The sequence below is a fragment of the Massilia terrae genome (genome assembly GCF_024753145.1).
Taxonomy (GTDB): Bacteria; Pseudomonadota; Gammaproteobacteria; order Burkholderiales; family Burkholderiaceae_D; genus Telluria; species Telluria terrae.
In genome coordinates, this window is record NZ_JANUGU010000001.1 from 1,212,444 (window position 1) to 1,231,764 (window position 19,321).

Sequence of the window (19,321 nt, forward strand, 5' to 3'; positions counted from 1 at the left end):
GCTGGTCCTTCCCTGAGCGCCGTCTGGCCAAATGGTCTATAGTGTTGGCTTCGCCCAACCTCAAGCCCGCATCATGAAATTTGACGTTGCCATCGTCGGCAGTGGCCTGGCCGGCCTGTCGGTGGCCCTGCACCTGGCCGAAACCCGCAAGGTCGCGGTTGTCTCCAAACGCGAACTCCTCGATGGCGCCAGCAACTGGGCGCAAGGCGGCATCGCCGCCGTGCTCGATTCCGGCGACAGTCATGCCGAACACGTGGCCGATACCCTGGTCGCCGGCGCCGGCCTGTGCGACGAGACCGCGACCCGCTACATCGTCGAACACGGCCGCGAAGCGATCGAATGGCTGATCGCGCAAGGCGTGCCCTTCACCCGCGACGCCAGCGCCGAACTGGGCTTCCACCTGACGCGCGAGGGCGGCCACAGCCAGCGCCGCATCATCCACGCCGCCGACGCCACCGGCCACGCGGTGCAGGTGACGCTGGAACAGAAGGTGCGCGCCCACCCCAACATCGCCCTGTTCGAGCACCACTGCGCGATCGACGTCATCACCTCCGACAAGCTGACCGGCAAAGGCGTACAAGGCGGCGCGCCGCACCTGGTCGGCCAGCCGCGCTGCCACGGCCTGTACGTGCAGGATACGCGCACCGGCGAAGTGCTCACCTTCGAAGCGGACCACACCGTGCTGGCCACCGGCGGCGCCGGCAAGGTCTACCTGTACACCACCAATCCCGACACCGCCACCGGCGACGGCATCGCGATGGCGTGGCGCGCCGGCTGCCGCGTGTCGAACATGGAATTCATCCAGTTCCACCCGACCTGCCTGTACCACCCCTATGCCAAGTCCTTCCTGATCAGCGAAGCGGTGCGCGGCGAAGGCGGCCTGCTCAAGCTGCCGCCGGAAGCCGGCAGCGCGGCCGGCACCCGTTTCATGCCGGCCCACGACGAGCGCGGCGAACTGGCCCCGCGCGACGTGGTCGCCCGCGCCATCGACTTCGAGATGAAGAAGCGCGGCCTCGACTACGTCCATCTCGACATCAGCCACCAGCCGCCGGAGTTCATCCAGGAGCACTTCCCGACCATTTACGCGCGCTGCCTGGAACTGGGCATCGACATCACCAGGCAGCCGATCCCGGTGGTGCCCGCCGTGCACTTCACCTGCGGCGGCGTGGTGACCGACCTGGCCGGACGCACCGACATCCAGGGCCTGTACGCGGTCGGCGAGACGGCTTGCACCGGCCTGCACGGCGCCAACCGCCTGGCCAGCAACTCGCTGCTCGAATGCCTGGTGGTCGGCCGCGCCTGCGCGCAGCACATCGCCGCAGCCGCGCCCATGGGCGTGCAGGAGCTGCCGGGCTGGGACGAGAGCCGCGTCACCAATGCCGACGAGGAAGTGGTCATCGCCCACAACTGGGACGAGCTGCGCCGCTTCATGTGGAACTACGTCGGCATCGTGCGCACCACCAAGCGCCTGGAACGCGCGCAGCACCGCATCGGCCTGCTCAAGGACGAGATCGACGAGTATTACCGCAACTTCCGGATCACGCCGGACCTGCTCGAGCTGCGCAACCTGGTCGTGGTCGCGGAGCTGATCGTGAACAGCGCGCTGTCGCGCCGCGAGAGCCGTGGGCTGCATTACTCGCGCGACTATCCGGATACGCTGCCGAAGGCGCTGCCGTCCGTGCTGACGCCGCCGCGTCGTTAGCGCGTCATGAAGAGAGAACGTCGTTCCCGCGCACGCGGGAATCCCATTCCGTCGCACAGTGTTTGCTCATGCGCCGGCGGAGATGCATACGAAATGGGGTTCCCGTTTTCACGGGAACGACGGACTGTTTTCTGCAAATGACCCGCAAACTCAGCCTCTCCACCGCCGCCCTGCTCACCGCCTCGCCCATCCTGTGGGCCGGCAACGCCGTCGTCGGCCGCCTGGTGCGCGCGGCGGTGCCGCCGATGACGCTCAACCTGCTGCGCTGGACCATCGCCCTGCTGATCCTGCTGCCGCTTGGCCGCGCCGCCTTCGTCAAAGGCAGCGGCGTGCTGGCCAACTGGCGCCGCTACGCCCTGCTCGGCCTGCTCGGCGTCGGCCTGTACAACTCGCTGCAATACCTCGCGCTGCAAACCTCCACGCCGATCAACGTCACGCTGGTCGCCTCCGGCATGCCGGTCTGGATGATGCTGGTCGGCCACCTGTTCTTCGGTGTCCCGATCCGCCGCCGCCAGGTCACCGGCGCCGTGCTCTCGATCGCCGGCGTACTGGTGGTGCTGTGCCGCGGCGACTGGCAGCAGCTGGCGGCCTTGCGCCTCGTGGTCGGCGACCTGTACATGATCCTTGCGACCATCGCCTGGTCCTTCTACAGCTGGCTGCTGCTCCAGCAGAAAGACGTCCCGGCTTTGCGCGCCGACTGGGCCGCCTTCCTCACCGCGCAAGTGGGCTACGGCGTGCTGTGGTCGGCCGCGCTGGCCGGCGCCGAATGGGGGACTGTCGGCGTGCACATCGCCTGGAGCTGGCCGGTCGTGGCTGCGCTGACCTATGTGGCGATCGGCCCCGCGATCCTCGCGATGCGCTGCTGGGGCGCGGGCGTGATGCGAGCAGGCCCCAACATCGGCGCCTTCTTCATCAACCTGACGCCGCTGTTCACTGCGCTGCTGAGCTCAGCCTTCCTCGGCGAGCCGCCGCACCTGTACCATGCGCTCGCTTTCTTGCTGATCGTCGGCGGGATCGCGTGGTCGTCCCGCGCGGGCTAGCTAGTTGGTGGCCGCGGGAAAGGTGTTTTGGTCCCGGCAGCAAGGGTGATACGATCCCAGCAGAGGGAGGAAGCAAGCACGATGGCACAGGGTTTCACGATGCGCGAGCAGGCGGCAACGCTCGCGGACTTTTTGGCGCGCCATCCCGGATCGCTGGTGCTGACCGGCGCCGGCCTGTCCACCGCGTCCGGCATCCCGGATTACCGTGACCGCGACGGCGTTCGGCGCGGCAGGCAGCCGATCCAGGGGCCGGAATTCCGGCGTTCGCAAGCCGTCCAGCGCCGCTACTGGGCGCGCAGCATGGTCGGCTATCCGACGCTGTCGCGCGCTACGCCGAATCGCGGCCATCACGCCATCGCCGCGCTGGAATCTGAAGGCCGCATTGGCTCGGTGCTGACGCAGAATGTCGACGGATTGCACCAGCAAGCCGGTAGCCGGGCCGTGCTCGAACTGCACGGCAATATCCATGCGGTCATGTGCATGGAGTGCCGCAGTGCGTTCTCCCGCGCCCAAGTGCAGGAGCAACTGCTCGCAGCCAATCCCGGCATCGCGGCCGAGCAGGCCAAGCCCTTGCCGGATGGCGACGCCCAGCTTGAGCCGGACGATCTGGAATCGTTCACCCTGCCCGTCTGCCTGCACTGCGGCGGCGCCTTGACGCCAGACGTCGTGTTCTTCGGCGACAACGTGCCACCGGCACGCACCGCCGCAGCGCTGGACCAGATGGCGCGCGCCGACGCGCTGCTCGTGATCGGTTCGTCGCTGATGGTCTACTCGGGTTTCCGCTTCTGCCGCCTGGCTACTGCGGCCGGCAAGCCGATCGCCGCCGTCAACCTGGGCCGCACCCGTGCCGACGATTTGTTGTCCCTCAAGATCGAAGCCTCAAGCGAAGAAATCCTGCCGCAAGTGCAGGAACTGCTGAACCACCAGGGAGCCTGAAGAGTCACATTGCGTGTTCAACCGTGAAGGGGACAATTGTGACAAATAACATCCGCAGCATGTTGCCGACCACATCGCGCCGGCACCTTGACTGGCGCACCGGTGCACTACTGGCCGGCCTCGGCCTTGCCGCCTCCTACTTTTACGTGCGCCACAAGACCCAGCAGTCCGAGGCGGAGCACCCGCCGCGCGGCCGCTTCATCGAAGTCGACGGCGTGCGGTTGCATTACATCGAACGCGGGCGCGGACCGGTGCTCGTCCTCTTGCACGGCAACGGCTTGACGGCGGACGACTACGAGAAGTGTGGCCTGCTCGACCGCGCCGCCGAGCGCTACCGCGTCATTTCCTTCGATCGGCCGGGCTTCGGCTACAGCGAGCGTCCGCGCACCACGCTGTGGACGCCGCAGGCGCAGGCGCGGCTGATCCACCATGCGCTGCAGGAGCTGGGCGTCGATTCGGCGCTGCTGGTGGGGCATTCATGGGGCTCGATGGTGGCGCTGTCGATGGCGCTGGACGTGCCGGATTTCGTGCGCGGACTGGTGCTACTGTCGGGCTACTACTACCCGAGCGTGCGGCTGGACGCGCCGCTTGCCGCGGTGCCGGCGATCCCGATCTTTGGCGACCTGATGCGATATACCCTGTCACCGATCCTGATGCGTCTGATGTGGCCGTTGACGGTGCGCCGAATGTTCTCTCCCAAGAAAACGTCGGGACGCTTCAAGGAGTTGCCGCCCTGGTTCCTGTTGCGGCCCGGGCAGCTACGGGCCCAGGCGGCCGAGGCCGCGCTGATGGCGCCGTCGGCGATGAGGCTGTCGCGCCGCTACGGCGAGTTGAACGTGCCGGTCACCTTGATCGCTGGGACGCAGGACAAGATGGTCGATACGAGCGGCAATTCGGAGCGTCTGCAGCGGGAATTGCGCGAAGCGGAACTGGAGCTGGAGCCGGGTGTGGGGCACATGACCAGTTATGCCGACATGGAGCGCGTGCTGCGCGCGGTCGATGCGATGGCGGCGCAGGTTGGGGAGCCGATTCCGGTGCGCAGTGCGCGCGCGGAGGCGCTGGCGCGGGCGAGTGAGAGCGGGGTTTGATTGCTACCGAAGTAGTCAGCCCGTCAACGCTTCATCGTGTCCCCGCCTGCGCGGGGACGACGTGGTTTTATGGTGAGGTGATTTTTAGCCGATGACACGCAGCGAATAGTCCGTCGCCCGCACATCCTTGGTCAGGCTGCCGATCGAAATCCGATCGACCCCGGTCTCCGCAATCGCGCGCACCGTATCCATGTTGATCCCGCCGGACGCCTCGAGCAGCGCCCTCCCCTGCGTGATCGCGACCGCCTCCCGCATCATGGCCAGGTCGAAGTTATCGAGCAGGACCGAGGTCGCGCCCGCCCCCAAGGCCTCGCGCAGCTCATCCAGGCTCTCCACCTCGATCTGCACCGGCACGCCCGCATTGAGCGCATCCGCGGCCGCCAGCGCCTTGCTGATGCCCCTCGCCGCCGCAATGTGGTTCTCCTTGATCAGGATGCCGTCATACAGCGCCATGCGCTGGTTCTCGCCGCCGCCGACGCGCACCGCATACTTCTGCGCCTGGCGCAGGCCCGGCAGCGTCTTGCGCGTATCGAGGATCTTCGCCTTGGTCCCGGCGATCACGTCGACGTATTTGCGCGTCGCCGTCGCCACACCCGACAAGAGCTGCAGGAAGTTGAGCGCCGCACGTTCCGCAGTGAGCAGCGAGCGTGGCGACGCCTCGATCGTGCACGCCACGCTGTCCGCCGCCATCAGCTCGCCCTCGGCATACTTCCAGTCGATCACGCTATTCGCGTCGACCGCCAGCATCACGCCCTCGAACCACGGGGCGCCGCACAGCACCGCCTGCTCGCGCACCAGCACCCGCGCCTGCACGCGCGTGTCGTCCGGGACCAGCTTGCCGGTCACGTCGCCGGTGCCCACGTCTTCCAGCAGCGCGGCCAGCACGTTCTGCTCGAACGCCGCCTGCAGCTTGTCGTTGAATTCGTCGAATGGGTTTTGCAGCGTGCTCATGCCGGGCCGATTCCAGTAAAGAGTTTGCCTTCTTGTTCGAGCGCGCCGGTCGGCAGCGCCTTCGCTTTCTTCGCCGCCGCGAAATCGAGCATGCGGTCGATCGAGCGCTTGGCCTGGCGGCCGATCTCCGGATCGACATGGATTTCGTTGCGGCCGCTCTCGAGCACCTCGGCCAGGTTCTGCAGGCCGTTCATCGCCATCCACGGGCAGTGCGCGCAGCTCTTGCAGGTGGCGCTGTTGCCGGCGGTCGGCGCTTCGATGAAGTGCTTGCCCGGCGCCGCCATCCGCATCTTGTGCAGGATGCCGTTGTCGGTGGCGACGATGAAGGTGGTCGCGGCCATCGTCTGTGCCGCATTGATCAGCTGCGTGGTGGAGCCGACCACGTCGGCCTGGGCCACCACCGATTCCGGCGACTCCGGGTGCACCAGCACCTTGGCGTCCGGATGCGCGGCGCGCAGCAGGTCCAGTTCGATGCCCTTGAATTCGTCGTGCACCAGGCAGGAGCCCTGCCACAGCAGCATGTCGGCGCCGGTCTTCTTCTGGATGTAGGAACCGAGGTGGCGGTCCGGCGCCCACAGGATCTTCTTGCCCTGCTCGTGCAGGTGCTTGACGATGTCCAGGCCGATCGACGAGGTCACCATCCAGTCGGCGCGCGCCTTCACGGCGGCGCTGGTATTGGCGTAGACGACCACGGTGCGGTCCGGATGCTGGTCGCAGAAGGCCGCGAATTCATCGGCCGGGCAGCCCAGGTCGAGCGAACAGGTCGCGTCCAGGTCCGGCATCAGGATGGTTTTTTCGGGGCTGAGGATCTTGGCGGTCTCGCCCATGAAGCGCACGCCGGCGACCACCAGGGTCTTGGCCGGATGGTCGCGGCCGAAGCGCGCCATCTCGAGCGAATCGGAAACGCAGCCGCCGGTTTCCTCGGCCAGGTCCTGCAGGTCGGCGTCGACGTAGTAGTGGGCGACGAGGACCGCCTCACGCTCCTTGAGCAGGCAGCGGATGCGGTCCTTGAGCGCGGCGCGCTCGTCGGCGGTGGGTGCGGAAGGGACGCGCGCCCAAGCCTCGGACGTGCAGGCGGCGCCGGCGACCGGGCGGTCGTATTCGAAGGTCTTGATCGGTTGGATGTTCATACCGAATATGATCTCACATTGAGGAAGTGGCCACTCACGACACTCTCAAAACCGTCGTCCCGGCGCAGGCCGGGACCCATGCTGAGCGTGCCGGCACGCGGTCTATGGGTCCCGGCCTGCGCCGGGACGACGTGCGAAAGCTAACGACAAAAATTAATTGATACCCTGGCTGGTCAGGTACTCTTCGTAGTTACCCCGGAAGTCGATCACCTCGCCATCCTTCACTTCCAGCACGCGGGTGGCCAGCGACGACACGAATTCGCGGTCGTGCGACACGAAGATCAGCGTGCCGGCGTATTTTTCGAGCGCGATGTTGAGCGACTCGATCGATTCCATGTCCATGTGGTTGGTCGGCTCGTCGAGCAGCAGCACATTGTGCCGGCCCAGCATCAGCTTCCCGTACATCATGCGGCCCTTCTCGCCACCGGACAGCACGCGCACCGACTTGCGTACCTCGTCGCCGCCGAACAGCAGGCGGCCCAGGATCGAGCGCACGGCCTGGTCATCGTCGCCTTCCTGGGTCCAGCGGCCCATCCAGTCGGTCAGGTTCAGGTCGTCCGCGAATTCCTCGGTCGGATCCTGCGGCATATAGCCCACATTGGCGTTCTCGGCCCACTTGACGGTGCCGCTGTCGGCCGACAGGCCGGCGATGTCACTGCTGCCGATCGAGCGCAGCAGCGTGGTCTTGCCCGCGCCGTTGGCGCCGATGATCGCGATGCGCTCGCCCGCTTCGACCATGATCGAGAAGTTCTTGAAGATCTGGTGGTCGTAGGCTTTCGACAGGCCCTGGGTCTCCACCGCCAGGCGGTGCAGCTTCTTCTCGCCTTCGAAACGCACGAAGGGATAGGCGCGCGAGGACGGCTTGAATTCCTCGATCTTGATCTTGTCGATCTGCTTGAGGCGCGAAGTCGCCTGGCGCGCCTTCGATTTGTTGGCCGAGAAGCGGCGTACGAAGTCCTGCAGTTCGGCGACCTTCTCCTTGGCCTTGGCGTTATTCGCCAGCTGCTGGTTGCGGGCCTGGGTCGACGCTTCCATGTAGTCGTCGTAGTTGCCCGGATAGACCTTCAGCGTGCCGTAGTCCATGTCCGCGACGTGGGTGCACACCTGGTTCAGGAAGTGGCGGTCGTGCGAAATGATGATCATGGTCGAGTTGCGCTCGTTGAGCACATCTTCCAGCCAGCGGATCGTGTTGATGTCCAGGTTGTTGGTCGGCTCGTCCAGCAGCAGGATGTCCGGATCCGAGAACAGCGCCTGCGCCAGCAGCACGCGCAGCTTCCAGCCCGGCGCCACGGCGCTCATCGGGCCCTGGTGCAGGTCGCCGGTGATGCCCACGCCCAGCAGCAGTTCGCCGGCGCGCGCCTCGGCCGAATAGCCGTCATATTCCGCGACCTTGCCTTCCAGTTCGGCGGCTTTCATGTAGTCGTCGTCGGTGGCTTCGGGGTTGGCGTAGATGGCGTCGCGCTCGCTGATCGCGTTCCACAGCTCGGTGTGGCCCATCATCACCACGTCCAGCACGCGGGTGTCTTCGTAGGCGAACTGGTCCTGGCGCAGCTTGCCCAGGCGCTCGTTCGGGTCGAGCATGACGTTGCCGCCCGACGGATCGAGGTCGCCGCCGAGGATCTTCATGAAGGTCGACTTGCCGCAGCCGTTCGCGCCGATCAGGCCGTAACGGTTGCCTTCGCCGAATTTGACGGAAATGTTCTCGAACAGCGGCTTGGCGCCGAACTGCATCGTAATATTGGCTGTACTCAGCACGGGGGAACCTTTGAAAGCGGGAGTTTTCGAATAACCGGCTATTTTACCATTGGAGAAGCAATCAAAGGACATGCTTGCACGTTGAAAGTTCCGAACACTGGATGGCGGCTTGTCAACGATCTCGAACATGCGCAGTCGTAAAATGAAGGCTGTCGCGGAGGGGGATTCAATGGATCAGCTGGACCGGCAAGAAATGGCAAAGCTGGGCGACATGATCACGGCGGTTGACCGTCGGGTCAACGTGCTGGGGGACGCGGTCGCGGCGGTTGACAGTCGCATGACGACGCTTGAAAAAGACCTTGCAGTGATAAAAGCGAATTACGCGACCAAGGCTGACGTCGCGGACGCGAAGAATACCATCATTATGTGGCTTGTCGGTTCGGTGCTCTTCGCGCAACTTCTAGCGCCGCTGATCAAAGCGCTCAGCGGCTAGGTCAATAGTTGGGTAATCATATATCGCCAACGCAAATCCCACCGCGTCCGAGGTCAACTCCGCCTTCGCACCGAAAGGGATTGTGGCTCGACGCGAGATGTGTCCAAACGGCAAGCCAGTCAGTAGGGGCACCGGCAGCTTGGCGCGCATATAAGCCAGCATTTCATCGAAATCGTAGCCATTGTCCGCAGGGCTGAGTTTGTAGCGCGAGAAATCCCCGAGCACAATCGCTTTCTGGCGCTCCAGCACGCCAGCCTGCATCAGCTGCAGCAGCATGCGCTCGACGCGGTAGGGATGCTCGGCCACATCCTCCAGGAACAGGATGCCGCCATCGATGGTCGGGAACCATTCGGTGCCGAGCAGCGACACCAGCATCGCCAGGTTGCCGCCCCAGATCGTGCCCTCCTCTTCGACCACCGGATTGCCGCTCGCCGCGCCGCGCACCGTATGCGTCGGCCCGGCCAGACAGGACCAGAACTGCTGCTGGGTGTACTCGTTCCACTCCTCGTCCGAGAAGTCGTTGCAGATCATCGGGCCGGCGTAACTGAGCGCGCCCGTCTTGGCAAATAGGCCCATGTGAAGCGCCGTCAGGTCCGAATAACCAACCACGATCTTGCCGCTGTCGGCGATGGCCTTGAAATCGATCTGCGGCATCAGGCGGGTGATGCCGTATTGGCCACGCAGGGCCATCACGACTTGCACGTCCGGATCCGCAATCGCCGCGTGCAATTGCGCGAGGCGGGATTCATCCGTTCCGCCGAAGCGCTGGTGGAGGAGTGCGTGGTCGTAGTAATTGTGGACGGTGACGCCCTGCTCGCGCAGCCTCGCGATGCCGCGCTCGACGGCGGCGTTATCCGGCGCAGCGCCGCCCGTGGCCGCGATGGCCAATCCGATGTTTGGTAGTGTCACTGTTTGACGAAAAGCCGGGGTGATGAGTCCGGCGCCATCTTACCGTGGGCATGTTCGTCAATCAAGGCAAGGATGCGCTCGGCCAGCTGCAGCGGCAGGTCATGCCCCATCCCTTCGATCACTTCCAGCCGCGCCCCGGGCACGATGCCGGCCGTGTCGATGCCGCAGGCCAGCGGCAGCACGACGTCGGCAGCGCCGTGGATGACCAGCGTGGGCACAACGATGGTCGAGATCAGCTCGCTGCGGTCGCCGGACGCAACGATCGCCAGGCACTGGCGCGCGGTGCCGCCGGGGCAGCAATTACGGCGCAGCATACGTGCAACCTTGCGGCGCAGGAGTTTTTCCGGCGTCGGATAGGCCGGGCTGCCGATCATGCGCAGCACCGCCACGGCCTGGTCGACGGCGCTATCGAAATCATCGGGCTTGACCAGCGCGCGCAGCAAGAGCTTGCGCAGTGCGGCGCTCGGTTTCGGCAGGCCGCGCCGTCCGCTGCTGGCCATGATGGAAGTCAGCGACAGCACGCGTTCCGGATGGCGCGCCGCCAGCACCTGCCCGATCATGCCGCCCATCGACACGCCGACCACGTGGGCACGCGCCACGCCCAGTACCGACAGCACGCCGAGCGCATCGTCCGCCATGTCGTCCAGCGTGTACGGCACCGAGACCGGCCAGCCCACGCGTGCCTTGAGCCACGCCAGCTTGAGACTGGGCGTGCCCGATTGCTCAAACTTGGTGGACAGGCCGCAGTCGCGGTTGTCGAAGCGGATGACGTAGAAACCGAGGTCGGCGAGCCCTTCGACGTATTCCTCGGGCCAGGCGGTGTACTGCATGCCGAGGTCATGGATGAGCAGCAGAGGAACGCTCTTGGGGTCGCCCGTGGTGTCGAAGGCGAGGCGAATGCCGTTGGCTGTCAGAGTAGGCATGGCGGCGGGCACGGCGTGGCTGCGGTCGCCATCGGCCGCGCACACCGGACTACGGTTGGGTAATGCAAATATGGTTTCCACGCCCGGGGGCGTCCTCATGAAACCAGCATAGCATTTTCGGCATCGCGGCGGCGCTCGCACGGGCGCCAGGCGGATCAGCCCTCGGCGGGACGGCGCGCGGCGGCGCGGCGCTCTGAGAAAAAGTCCTTGAGCATGGCGCTCGCTTCGTCGGCCAGGACGCCGCCGACCACTTCCGTGTGATGGTTGAGCTGGCCGTGCTGGAACAGGTCGAGCACCGAGCCGCACACGCCGGTCTTCGGGTCCTGCGCGGCGTAGACCACGCGGGCGAGCCGCGCATGCATCATGGCGCCCGAACACATCGCGCAGGGCTCCAGCGTGACGTACAGCTCACATCCCGGCAGGCGGTAGTTGCCCAGTTTTTCCGCGGCCGCGCGCAGGGCGACGATCTCGGCGTGGGCGGTGGGGTCATGGCTGCCGATCGGCTGGTTGAAGCCGGCAGCGATCACTTCGCCATCGCGCACGACGACGGCGCCGACCGGCACCTCGCCGGCGGCCCAGGCCAGGCGTGCCTGGTCGAGGGCGAGCGCCATGAAGGCTTCGTCACGCATCCGTGATCTCGGCCCAGCAGTTGGGGGTTTCGTGCAGCACCAGCTTGTGCAGGCGCAGGCCGGTGCCGAAGCGGTCGGTGTAGGCGTTCTTCAGGATGCCAAAAGCGACCTGGGCCAGGTTCTCGACCGTCGGGATGCGGTCGATGACGACCGTCTTGTGGCCCGGAAGGCTGGCCAGGAATTCACGCACTTTATCGTCTTTTTCGTACACGAGGAAGGCGTGGTCCCACACGTCCACCAGGTGTTCCTTGGCGAGCGCCTTGATGTCCGAAAAATCCATGATCATGCCGTTGTCGGAATTGCCTTCAGCGTTGATGACTTCGCCGATCAGCGTGATCTCGAGCGTGTAGCGGTGCCCGTGCAGGTTGCGGCACTGGCTCTTGTGGTCCGGGATGCGGTGGCCGGCATCGAACTCGAGTTTGCGGGTAATGGTCAGCATGGCAAATCAGGGAATCTGGAGCAGTTTGTGGGTCTGGAGGCTGAGCTTCCACTTGGGGTTGCGGCGGCAGGTCTCGATGGCCAGGCGCGTATTCTGCTGGGCCAGCGGGCCGTCCATCGGCTGCACGAAGAAATTGTCGAAGTCGAGATGTTCGTAGGCGGCCAGGTCCTGGTTCGCCTGCGGGATCACAACCTTGATTTCGTTGCCTTTCTCCACCACCAGCTTCGAGCCCATCTTCGGGCTGACGCAGATCCAGTCGACGCCCGCCGGCACTGGCAGCGTGCCATTGGTTTCGATCGCGATCGTGAAGCCATGCGCGTGCATGGCGTCGATCAATGCGGCGTCCAGCTGCAGCAGCGGCTCGCCGCCGGTGAAGACGACGTACTTGCTGGCGGCATAGGTGTCCGGCCACAGGCTGTCGATCTCGGCGGCCAGCGCTTGCGCGTCGCGGAACTTGCCGCCGCGCTCGCCGTCGGTGCCGACGAAATCCGTGTCGCAGAAGGTGCAAACGGCCGTGGCGCGGTCTTCCTCGCGGCCGCTCCACAAATTGCAGCCCGAGAAACGGCAAAACACGGCCGGACGCCCGGCGTGCGCGCCTTCGCCCTGCAGCGTGTAGAAGATTTCTTTGATGCTGTAAGTCACTCTAAGCCTTTCGTGAACCCTCCATTATAGCGCGGGAAGCGCGGCGGCACGAACCGCCCGCCGGTGAGGTCCGCGCTTTCCCGGGCGCAGCGCTCCGTGCAATGGCTTGATTGTGAACAATATTCCATTTACTTAAGCGCGCTATGTTGGATAGGAGAAAGTTCTGATTCCTGTCGGACGATATGCCATGGCCAATCCGCCCTGTCGAAGCATTTGTCTCGCCGCCCTATTCTGCATCAGCGCAGGCGACGCCGCGGCGGCCGCATGGCAAGTGGAGGCTGCGGCGGGCGTGACCTTGCTGTGGATCGGGACACTGGCGACAGCCTGCTGCGTGCTCCGGCGCCGCTGCCGCGCGGCGGAAAGCCGGCTGCGCGAGACGACGGCGGCCTTGCACGCGGAGCAAAGGGCGCGCGGCCAGGCGGAGCTGGCCCTGTCCGAGCTGCACGATGGGATGGCCTTGCTGGTCCAGCAGCAGGCGGCGGTGCGCGATGATGAACGCGGGCGCATCGCACGCGACCTCCACGACGACCTGGGCCAGACGCTGCTCACGGCGCGGATTGACGTGTCCTTGCTGCAGGTCGCCACCAAGGGGTTGCACACGGCGGCCAACGACAAGCTGGCCCATCTCGGCAGTTCCCTGGACGCCGCGCTGCGCGCACTGCGCACGGCCATCAACAACCTGCGCCCGCTCGCACTTGGCGAAGGCCTGCGCGGCGCCTTGCAACGGCAGGTGCGCGAGTTTGCGCGGCTGTCCGGCATCACCTGCGAATACGCTGCGGAGGACAGCGCCATCGAGGCCGCCCAGCGCGAACCGCTGCTCGATGTGGTGCTGTATCGCATCGTGCAGGAAGCCCTGTCGAATGCGGCGCGCCATTCGCACGCCTCGCTGGTGCGGGTGAGCCTGCGCTGCGTCGACGGCAGTGTCGCGCTCGACATCCAGGACAACGGCATCGGCATGAACGCCGATCCGGCCACGTATGGAAGCGGCCTGTCCGGCCTGCGCCAGCGCATCAGCGCGGCGGGCGGACAATTCATGGTCGAAAGCGGCGCGCGCGAAGGCACCTTGCTGGCCGTCGCCCTACCCCTCGCGCATGAAAGCGTGGCGCGCTGAAGGCGACCCTGCTCTTCCTTGCTGAAAATCAAGCGTTGGGCCATTGGTGGGTAGCAAAATCCGACTTGTCAGCAGTCAAGAGCACCCACACAAGGATGGCCATGACCAGCCCAACAACGATGGTGTCCCGCCTGATCGAGTCCACAGCCTCCCCGCAAGAACGCGGCTTCGCCGGCCAGCTGATGGAAATGCTGGCGATTCCAGTCTTTGTGCTCGACAGCGATGCCCGCGTGGTGATCTGGAACCACGCCTGCGAGCGCCTGACGGGCGCCAGCGCCGGCGAGATCCTTGGCACCGGCGAGCACCGCCGCATGTTCTACGAGGAACCGCGTCCGACGCTGGCCGACCTGGTGATCCAGAACCGTGCCGACGAAGTGCGCCATATCTATCCGCGCCAGGTGCCCGGCCAGCCGGCCGGCGGCAGCCTGTCCGCCGAAAGCTGGTGCGACATGCCGCGCGCGGGGCGCCGCCGCTATCTGGCGGCGGACGCTTGCCCGATCTTCGACGAGCTCGGCCGCATCACGGCGGTGGTGGAAACCTTGCGCGACCTGACCGACGAAAAAATGGCGCAGATTGCGCTCGAACAGCTGGCGACGCGCGACGGGCTGACCGGGCTGGCCAACCGGCGCTGCTTCGACGACACTCTCCGCGCGGAGTGGGCGCGCGCGCTGCGCCAGCAGCAGCCCTTGTCGCTGCTGATGGTCGACGTGGACAACTTCAAGGCTTACAACGATGCTCACGGCCATCTAGGCGGCGACGAATGCCTGAAGCGGATCGCGACCGCGGTGGCGAGCGAGATGCGGGCCAATGACCTGGTCGCACGTTATGGCGGCGAGGAATTTGCGGTGATCCTGCCGAACCAGTCGCTCAAGGGCGCCGCCATCGTCGCTGAACGGATCCGCTGCCGGGTCGAGCAATTGCAGGTGCCGAACCTGCTGGCGCCCATGCAGCACGTGACGGTGTCGATCGGCGCCGCGACGGCGATCGCGTCGAAGGACACGGATGCGAGCCAGCTGGTCGCGATTGCGGACGCGGCCTTATACCGGGCCAAGCATATGGGGCGCAACCGCATCAGCCTGCCTATCAGCGAAGCGGCGTAGCCGCCCCCCCCGGAATCAAAAGAGGACGTCGTTCCCGACTTCGCGGGAAACGACGTTCTCAAAGTAGTAACTACGAGGTCGTCCGATCCCACCCGTGGCGGATCGCGGCCTTGAAACGTTCCCAGCTCGTATCACCCGGCGTGCGCGATTCCCATTCGCTGCGCAGCGCTGTCTCCGACTCGTCCCAGGTCCGCCCGCGATAAGTATCGCTGGTCGCCATCTCCGAGCCGTACATATAAGCCGGCTCGTACTCGTCATAGCTCTCGCCGCTGGATGCATAGTTGCTGTCCCAGTGCGAGCGGTGCGATTCGTGACCCGTCATACGATCCCAGCCATGCCGGATCGCGGCCTTGAAGCGCTCCCAGTTGGAATGCTCCGGATGCCGGCGCTCCCAGGTATCGCGCAGGTCGGACTCGACATCGTTCCAGTTGCGGTCGCGATATTGCGGATTGCGCGCCATCTCGGCGCCATAGCTGTACGCCGGCTGGTAGTCCTCGAAGCTGCCGGTGCCGGCGTAACGGCGCGACCAGTCGTTGCGATAATAATCGTCATCGGCCAGCATGCTCGGTTCCGTCGACGAAGCGGTGCCGCCCATCTCGGTATCGCGCGAGAACACCCGCACGCCGCTGCGCGAGCTGCCGCCGATATCGCGCTGCATGCCTTCACCGATGCGCGAACCTTGCAGCGAGACGGAATACATCGAACCGGTGCTGCCCGGCGCCTGCAGGGCGGAGCCTTCCAGCCACGAGCCCTGCAGCGACTCGCCCTCGCGGCTCATCGGTTCCTGGTAGGTCGTCCCCATCGGCACGTCGTCATTCAGCGACTGCTGCGCGAACAGGCCCTGCTCGCCTTGCGGCCTGAGCAGGTCTTCCGAGTGTTGCGCCGAACCGCTGTAGCCCGACTGGCGCGCCGCCGGCGCCGCTTGCTGCAAGCCGCCAGCGCCGCTTGCGCGCATCGTTTCCGGATGGCTGATCTGGCCGGCGCCGGTCCACTGTGCGTGCTTTTCGTCGATGTCTACCGGACCATGGCGCTCGACCACGTCGGCGGCGCGCTCGACTTCAGGTTCGGACTCGGTGACCACCGTCAGCACGTGGTGGCCGCGGCTGACGGCATCGCTGTAGCGCTGCGCATGTTCGCTGTTGTCGGTGCCAAAGATGTCGGCAAAGAAGTGCTTGATGCTCGCACCCAGGCCTTCGTGGTGGTGCGTGGTTGCGCTGGTCGTTGTCGTGCTTGTGGTATCGGTGCTACCGGTCACGCTATCGGTGATGCCGGTCGGATCGCTGGTGGAAATCTTGACGCAGTCGCGCTTGAAGCCGGCAAGCAGCAAGTCGTCCTGCGCTCGGTCCGCATCGGCGCGGTTATCAAATACGGCGATAAGTGTATGTTGCATGATCGTCTCCAAATCCTGGTTGGCGGGATATCGCGTTGACAAGACGAGGTTACCCGAAAGGCAGCATGTGCCGCGCACCATTGAGGCTGATCAAGCACGTCGCGCATTGCTCCGCGATGCTCTTGATATCGCGCTTCCCGGGCGAAGGAAATACTGATGGAAACACCGCCGCTACTCTCCCCGGTTCCCTGGCCGCCGCCGCAAATCAGCGGTGCGCAGCGCCATCAGGACCTGGTCACAATGCACACCAGCGTGCCCGAGCCGCCGGCCGACGCCGACCGCCTGTTGCACGCGCTCATCGGCCACGGCACGCACGGCATCTCGCCGACGAGCCTGACGCTGGCCATGGTCGACTGGCTGATGCACATGGCCGGCGCGCCTGCCAAATGGCAACGGCTCGCGCAGAAGTCATGGCACAAGGAATTGCGCTGGTGGGACTACGCGATCCGCACCAGCATCGGCATCAAGGTGCCGCCGTGCATCAAGCCTTTGCCGCAGGACCGGCGCTTTCGCAGCGAAGCCTGGCAACACTGGCCCTACAATCTGTTGCAGCAAGCCTTCCTGCTCAACCAGCAATGGTGGTACAACGCCACCACCGGCGTCGACGGCGTCACGGAGCACCACGAGCAGGTCGTGTCATTCGCCGCACGCCAAATGCTCGACGTCATGTCGCCGCTGAATTTCGTCGCCACCAATCCCGAGGTGCTGGCCACCACCATTGCCGAGCACGGCCTCAATTTCCTGCGCGGCGCCGGCCACCTGGTCGAGGATATGCAGCGCCAGATGGCCGGCCAGGCGCCGGCGGGTGCGGAGCACTTCCGGCCCGGGCATGAAGTGGCCATCACGCCGGGCGAAGTCGTGTATCGCAACGGCCTCATCGAGCTGATCCAGTACAGCCCCGCGACGCCCACCGTGTTCGCCGAACCGGTCCTGATCGTTCCCGCGTGGATCATGAAGTACTACATCCTCGACCTGTCGCCGCACAACTCGCTGATACGCTACCTGGTCGACCAGGGCCACACCGTGTTCATGATCTCGTGGCACAACCCGACCGCGGACGACCGCGACCTCAACCTGAACGACTATCTGGAAAATGGCGTGCTGGCCGCCATCGACGTGGTGCGCGCGCTGGTGCCGGGGCAGCGCGTGAATGCGGCCGGCTACTGCCTGGGCGGCACCCTGCTGTCGATGGCCGCGGCGGCCCTGGCCTGCACCGACAGCAAGGTCCTCAACACCATGACGCTGCTGGCCGCGCAAACGGATTTTTCGGAAGCGGGCGAGCTCTCGCTGTTCATCGATGAAAGCCAGGTCACCTGGCTCGAAGACCTGATGTGGGAACAGGGCTATCTCGACAATCGCCAGATGGCTGGCGCCTTCCGCCTGCTGCGCTCCAACGACCTGGTGTGGTCGATCGCGGTCGAGCAATACCTGCTGGGGCGGCGTCCGCCGATGACCGACCTGCTGGCCTGGAATGCGGACACCACCCGCATGCCCTACCGGATGCACAGCGATTACCTGCGCCACCTGTTCCTGCACAACGACCTGTTCACGGGCCGCTACCGGGTGGCCGGCCGGCCCATTGCCCTCACCGACGTCGAGCTGCCCATCTTCGCGGTGGCCACCATGACCGACCACGTCTCGCCGTGGCGTTCGGTGCACCGCATCCATTTGCTGGCAGCATGCGACATCGCCTTCCTGCTCACCAGCGGCGGGCACAACGCGGGCATCATCAGCGAGCCCGGCCATCCAGGGCGCCACTTCTACAGCATGGAGCGGCACCGCGGTGACTGCTACATCGACGCCGACACCTGGCTGGCCGAGGCGCGCCTGCACGACGGCTCATGGTGGCCGACATGGGAAGGCTGGCTGTCGCGACACACGCAGGGCGCGCGCGTGCCGGCGCGCAAGGTCGGGCCCTCGCTGGCGCACGCGCCCGGCACCTATGTGCTGGAACGCTGACGCTGCAATCAGGAGAAGGGATTGTCCACCTTGCCCACCACCGGTGGCGGCAGGCGCTCGGGGAGCGCCGGATCGGCTTCGAGCCGGCGCACCACCTCGCCCAGCACCTCGTACAGCAGGCGTGCGGCCGCGAGGCCCTGGCGATCGGCGGTGATGTCGAGGTCGCCCGCCAGCGTCACGCGGTCGAGCCGGTTTTCGATGGCGAGGCCGCCCACCTCCAGTTCATCGGATTCGTTGGCAAACGGCTTGAAGGAATGCTTGGTCATGCGTGCTCCTGTCACAGGCGGCGGCTGCGGCCCTGCCGGATGTTGGGCAGGCGCAGCGTCCGCGCTTTCTGTTCGTCGGTCAGCGCCGGCAGCAGGTTGATGCCGACCATCCGCTCCAGTTCCGGAATCGACAATACCTGCGGCCTCGCGTCGGCCTGGTTCTCGACGAACCACGCCGCGCCGGCGCGCTCGCGGGGACTGTACACCACCTTGTACAAATGGCTAGGCACGATCACGTTGCCGACCTTGCGCAGCTGGCCGCCGAGGAAGGCGGGACCGGTGATCACGTACAGCGCGCCCTCCTGTGTCGCCATCTTGCGCACCGCCGCTTCGATGTGCGCCCAGACATGGCGATTGTTGTCGCCGTCCTGCGGCACCATGTTGGCGAGCGTGAAGCTTTCGCGCTGGCTGCTGCGGTCGGGCATGTCGCCGTTGGGCGCCATATGGCCGCGGTCGAAGCCGCTACGCGCATAATCGGACAGTTCGGCGCGCTGCGCCGCCGGCAGCATCGGCTCGGCATGGAAACTGTTCTCGCGGCTGAGGCCCTGTGCGGCGGCCACATTGTCCGCCTTCAGCAGCTCAGCCGACCACAGCGGCGTGCGCGTGACGCCGGAATGCATGACGCCGAATTCCCCGTAGCACAACTCGCGGGTGGCCGTGGCCAGTTTCGGGTTGCGGATCTCGGGCAGGCGCCCGTTCACATAATAGGCCGGGCAGCCACCGGCCCAGGCCAGGCCGGACAGCGTGCAGCCAAGCACGGCGCCGGCGAACCACTTCATCAAAGACATTTGCTTCTCACAACAAAACGGCGATTGTAAATCAAGCAAATGTTGCGCTGAAATATTTTTTACGTAACAATGCGTTTCTGTAGAGCCAGCACACGATTGAACGCATGGGCCCCGCTAATCCTCTAGAATT

The 19,321-nt window shown here is 65.5% G+C and carries 19 protein-coding genes; 8 read left to right on the forward strand and 11 right to left on the reverse strand.

Annotated elements, in window-relative coordinates; genetic code table 11:
• Window positions 1–73 precede the first annotated feature (73 nt).
• From nadB to NX778_RS05230, 4 genes are all read left to right on the forward strand, one after another.
• A complete protein-coding gene (gene nadB, locus NX778_RS05215; RefSeq protein WP_258810604.1) occupies window positions 74–1,702 on the forward strand; it encodes an L-aspartate oxidase in 1,629 nt (542 codons plus the stop codon).
• A gap of 137 nt (window positions 1,703–1,839) precedes the next feature.
• Window positions 1,840–2,742 (forward strand): DMT family transporter, encoded by a 903-nt coding sequence (locus NX778_RS05220; RefSeq protein WP_258810605.1) that lies wholly within the window; start codon window positions 1,840–1,842, stop codon window positions 2,740–2,742.
• Window positions 2,743–2,823: 81 nt separating this feature from the next.
• Window positions 2,824–3,678: an NAD-dependent protein deacetylase gene (locus NX778_RS05225; RefSeq protein ID WP_258810606.1), complete on the forward strand. Its 855-nt coding sequence runs from the start codon at window positions 2,824–2,826 to the stop codon at window positions 3,676–3,678.
• A 38-nt stretch (window positions 3,679–3,716) separates the two neighbouring features.
• The gene (locus NX778_RS05230) at window positions 3,717–4,766 is read left to right on the forward strand and encodes an alpha/beta fold hydrolase (RefSeq protein ID WP_258810607.1); all 1,050 of its coding nucleotides are present in this window, start codon (window positions 3,717–3,719) and stop codon (window positions 4,764–4,766) included.
• 84 nt (window positions 4,767–4,850) lie between these two features.
• Here the strand turns inward: NX778_RS05230 and nadC are convergent, their stop codons facing one another.
• From nadC to NX778_RS05245, 3 genes are all read right to left on the reverse strand, one after another.
• Entirely contained in the window at window positions 4,851–5,717 is an 867-nt protein-coding gene (gene nadC, locus NX778_RS05235; protein ID WP_258810608.1) for a carboxylating nicotinate-nucleotide diphosphorylase, read from the reverse strand.
• Entirely contained in the window at window positions 5,714–6,847 is a 1,134-nt protein-coding gene (gene nadA, locus NX778_RS05240; protein WP_258810609.1) for a quinolinate synthase NadA, read from the reverse strand. The genes nadC and nadA overlap by 4 nt, the downstream gene beginning before the upstream one ends.
• Before the next feature lie 153 nt (window positions 6,848–7,000).
• On the reverse strand, window positions 7,001–8,602 hold the full coding sequence (locus NX778_RS05245) for an ABC-F family ATPase (RefSeq protein WP_258810610.1): 1,602 nt from the start codon (window positions 8,600–8,602) through the stop codon (window positions 7,001–7,003).
• A gap of 169 nt (window positions 8,603–8,771) precedes the next feature.
• Here NX778_RS05245 and NX778_RS05250 point away from each other — a divergent pair, with 169 nt between their 5' ends.
• Window positions 8,772–9,035: a hypothetical protein gene (locus NX778_RS05250; RefSeq protein WP_258810611.1), complete on the forward strand. Its 264-nt coding sequence runs from the start codon at window positions 8,772–8,774 to the stop codon at window positions 9,033–9,035.
• Here NX778_RS05250 and ldcA read toward each other — a convergent pair.
• From ldcA to queE, 5 genes are all read right to left on the reverse strand, one after another.
• Window positions 9,003–9,944, reverse strand: a complete 942-nt coding sequence (gene ldcA / locus NX778_RS05255) for a muramoyltetrapeptide carboxypeptidase (RefSeq protein ID WP_258810612.1) — start codon at window positions 9,942–9,944, stop codon at window positions 9,003–9,005. The two genes, NX778_RS05250 and ldcA, sit on opposite strands and share 33 nt — an antisense overlap.
• The gene (locus NX778_RS05260; protein ID WP_258810613.1) at window positions 9,941–10,867 is read right to left on the reverse strand and encodes an alpha/beta fold hydrolase; all 927 of its coding nucleotides are present in this window, start codon (window positions 10,865–10,867) and stop codon (window positions 9,941–9,943) included. Before NX778_RS05260 ends, ldcA begins: the two co-directional genes overlap by 4 nt.
• A 155-nt stretch (window positions 10,868–11,022) precedes the next feature.
• Window positions 11,023–11,496: a tRNA adenosine(34) deaminase TadA gene (gene tadA, locus NX778_RS05265; protein ID WP_258810614.1), complete on the reverse strand. Its 474-nt coding sequence runs from the start codon at window positions 11,494–11,496 to the stop codon at window positions 11,023–11,025.
• Entirely contained in the window at window positions 11,489–11,935 is a 447-nt protein-coding gene (gene queD / locus NX778_RS05270) for a 6-carboxytetrahydropterin synthase QueD (protein WP_258810615.1), read from the reverse strand. The genes tadA and queD overlap by 8 nt, the downstream gene beginning before the upstream one ends.
• Window positions 11,936–11,941: 6 nt before the next feature.
• Window positions 11,942–12,577, reverse strand: coding sequence for a 7-carboxy-7-deazaguanine synthase (queE, locus tag NX778_RS05275; RefSeq protein ID WP_258810616.1), 636 nt, complete (start codon window positions 12,575–12,577; stop codon window positions 11,942–11,944).
• 187 nt (window positions 12,578–12,764) lie between these two features.
• Between queE and NX778_RS05280 the strand changes: the two genes are divergently transcribed.
• Together NX778_RS05280 and NX778_RS05285 are read left to right on the forward strand one after the other, a co-directional pair.
• The gene (locus NX778_RS05280; protein WP_258810617.1) at window positions 12,765–13,688 is read left to right on the forward strand and encodes a sensor histidine kinase; all 924 of its coding nucleotides are present in this window, start codon (window positions 12,765–12,767) and stop codon (window positions 13,686–13,688) included.
• A gap of 101 nt (window positions 13,689–13,789) precedes the next feature.
• Entirely contained in the window at window positions 13,790–14,788 is a 999-nt protein-coding gene (locus tag NX778_RS05285) for a sensor domain-containing diguanylate cyclase (protein WP_258810618.1), read from the forward strand.
• A gap of 70 nt (window positions 14,789–14,858) precedes the next feature.
• Here the strand turns inward: NX778_RS05285 and NX778_RS05290 are convergent, their stop codons facing one another.
• Window positions 14,859–16,178: a hypothetical protein gene (locus NX778_RS05290; protein ID WP_258810619.1), complete on the reverse strand. Its 1,320-nt coding sequence runs from the start codon at window positions 16,176–16,178 to the stop codon at window positions 14,859–14,861.
• 156 nt (window positions 16,179–16,334) lie between these two features.
• Here NX778_RS05290 and NX778_RS05295 point away from each other — a divergent pair, with 156 nt between their 5' ends.
• Complete coding sequence (locus NX778_RS05295) at window positions 16,335–18,137, forward strand: PHA/PHB synthase family protein (RefSeq protein WP_258810620.1); 1,803 nt, start codon at window positions 16,335–16,337, stop codon at window positions 18,135–18,137.
• Window positions 18,138–18,145: 8 nt separating this feature from the next.
• Here the strand turns inward: NX778_RS05295 and NX778_RS05300 are convergent, their stop codons facing one another.
• Both NX778_RS05300 and NX778_RS05305 read right to left on the reverse strand, forming a co-directional pair.
• The gene (locus tag NX778_RS05300; protein WP_258810621.1) at window positions 18,146–18,403 is read right to left on the reverse strand and encodes a hypothetical protein; all 258 of its coding nucleotides are present in this window, start codon (window positions 18,401–18,403) and stop codon (window positions 18,146–18,148) included.
• A gap of 11 nt (window positions 18,404–18,414) precedes the next feature.
• Window positions 18,415–19,191, reverse strand: a complete 777-nt coding sequence (locus NX778_RS05305; protein WP_258810622.1) for a DNA/RNA non-specific endonuclease — start codon at window positions 19,189–19,191, stop codon at window positions 18,415–18,417.
• Between the last annotated feature and the right edge of the window lie 130 nt (window positions 19,192–19,321).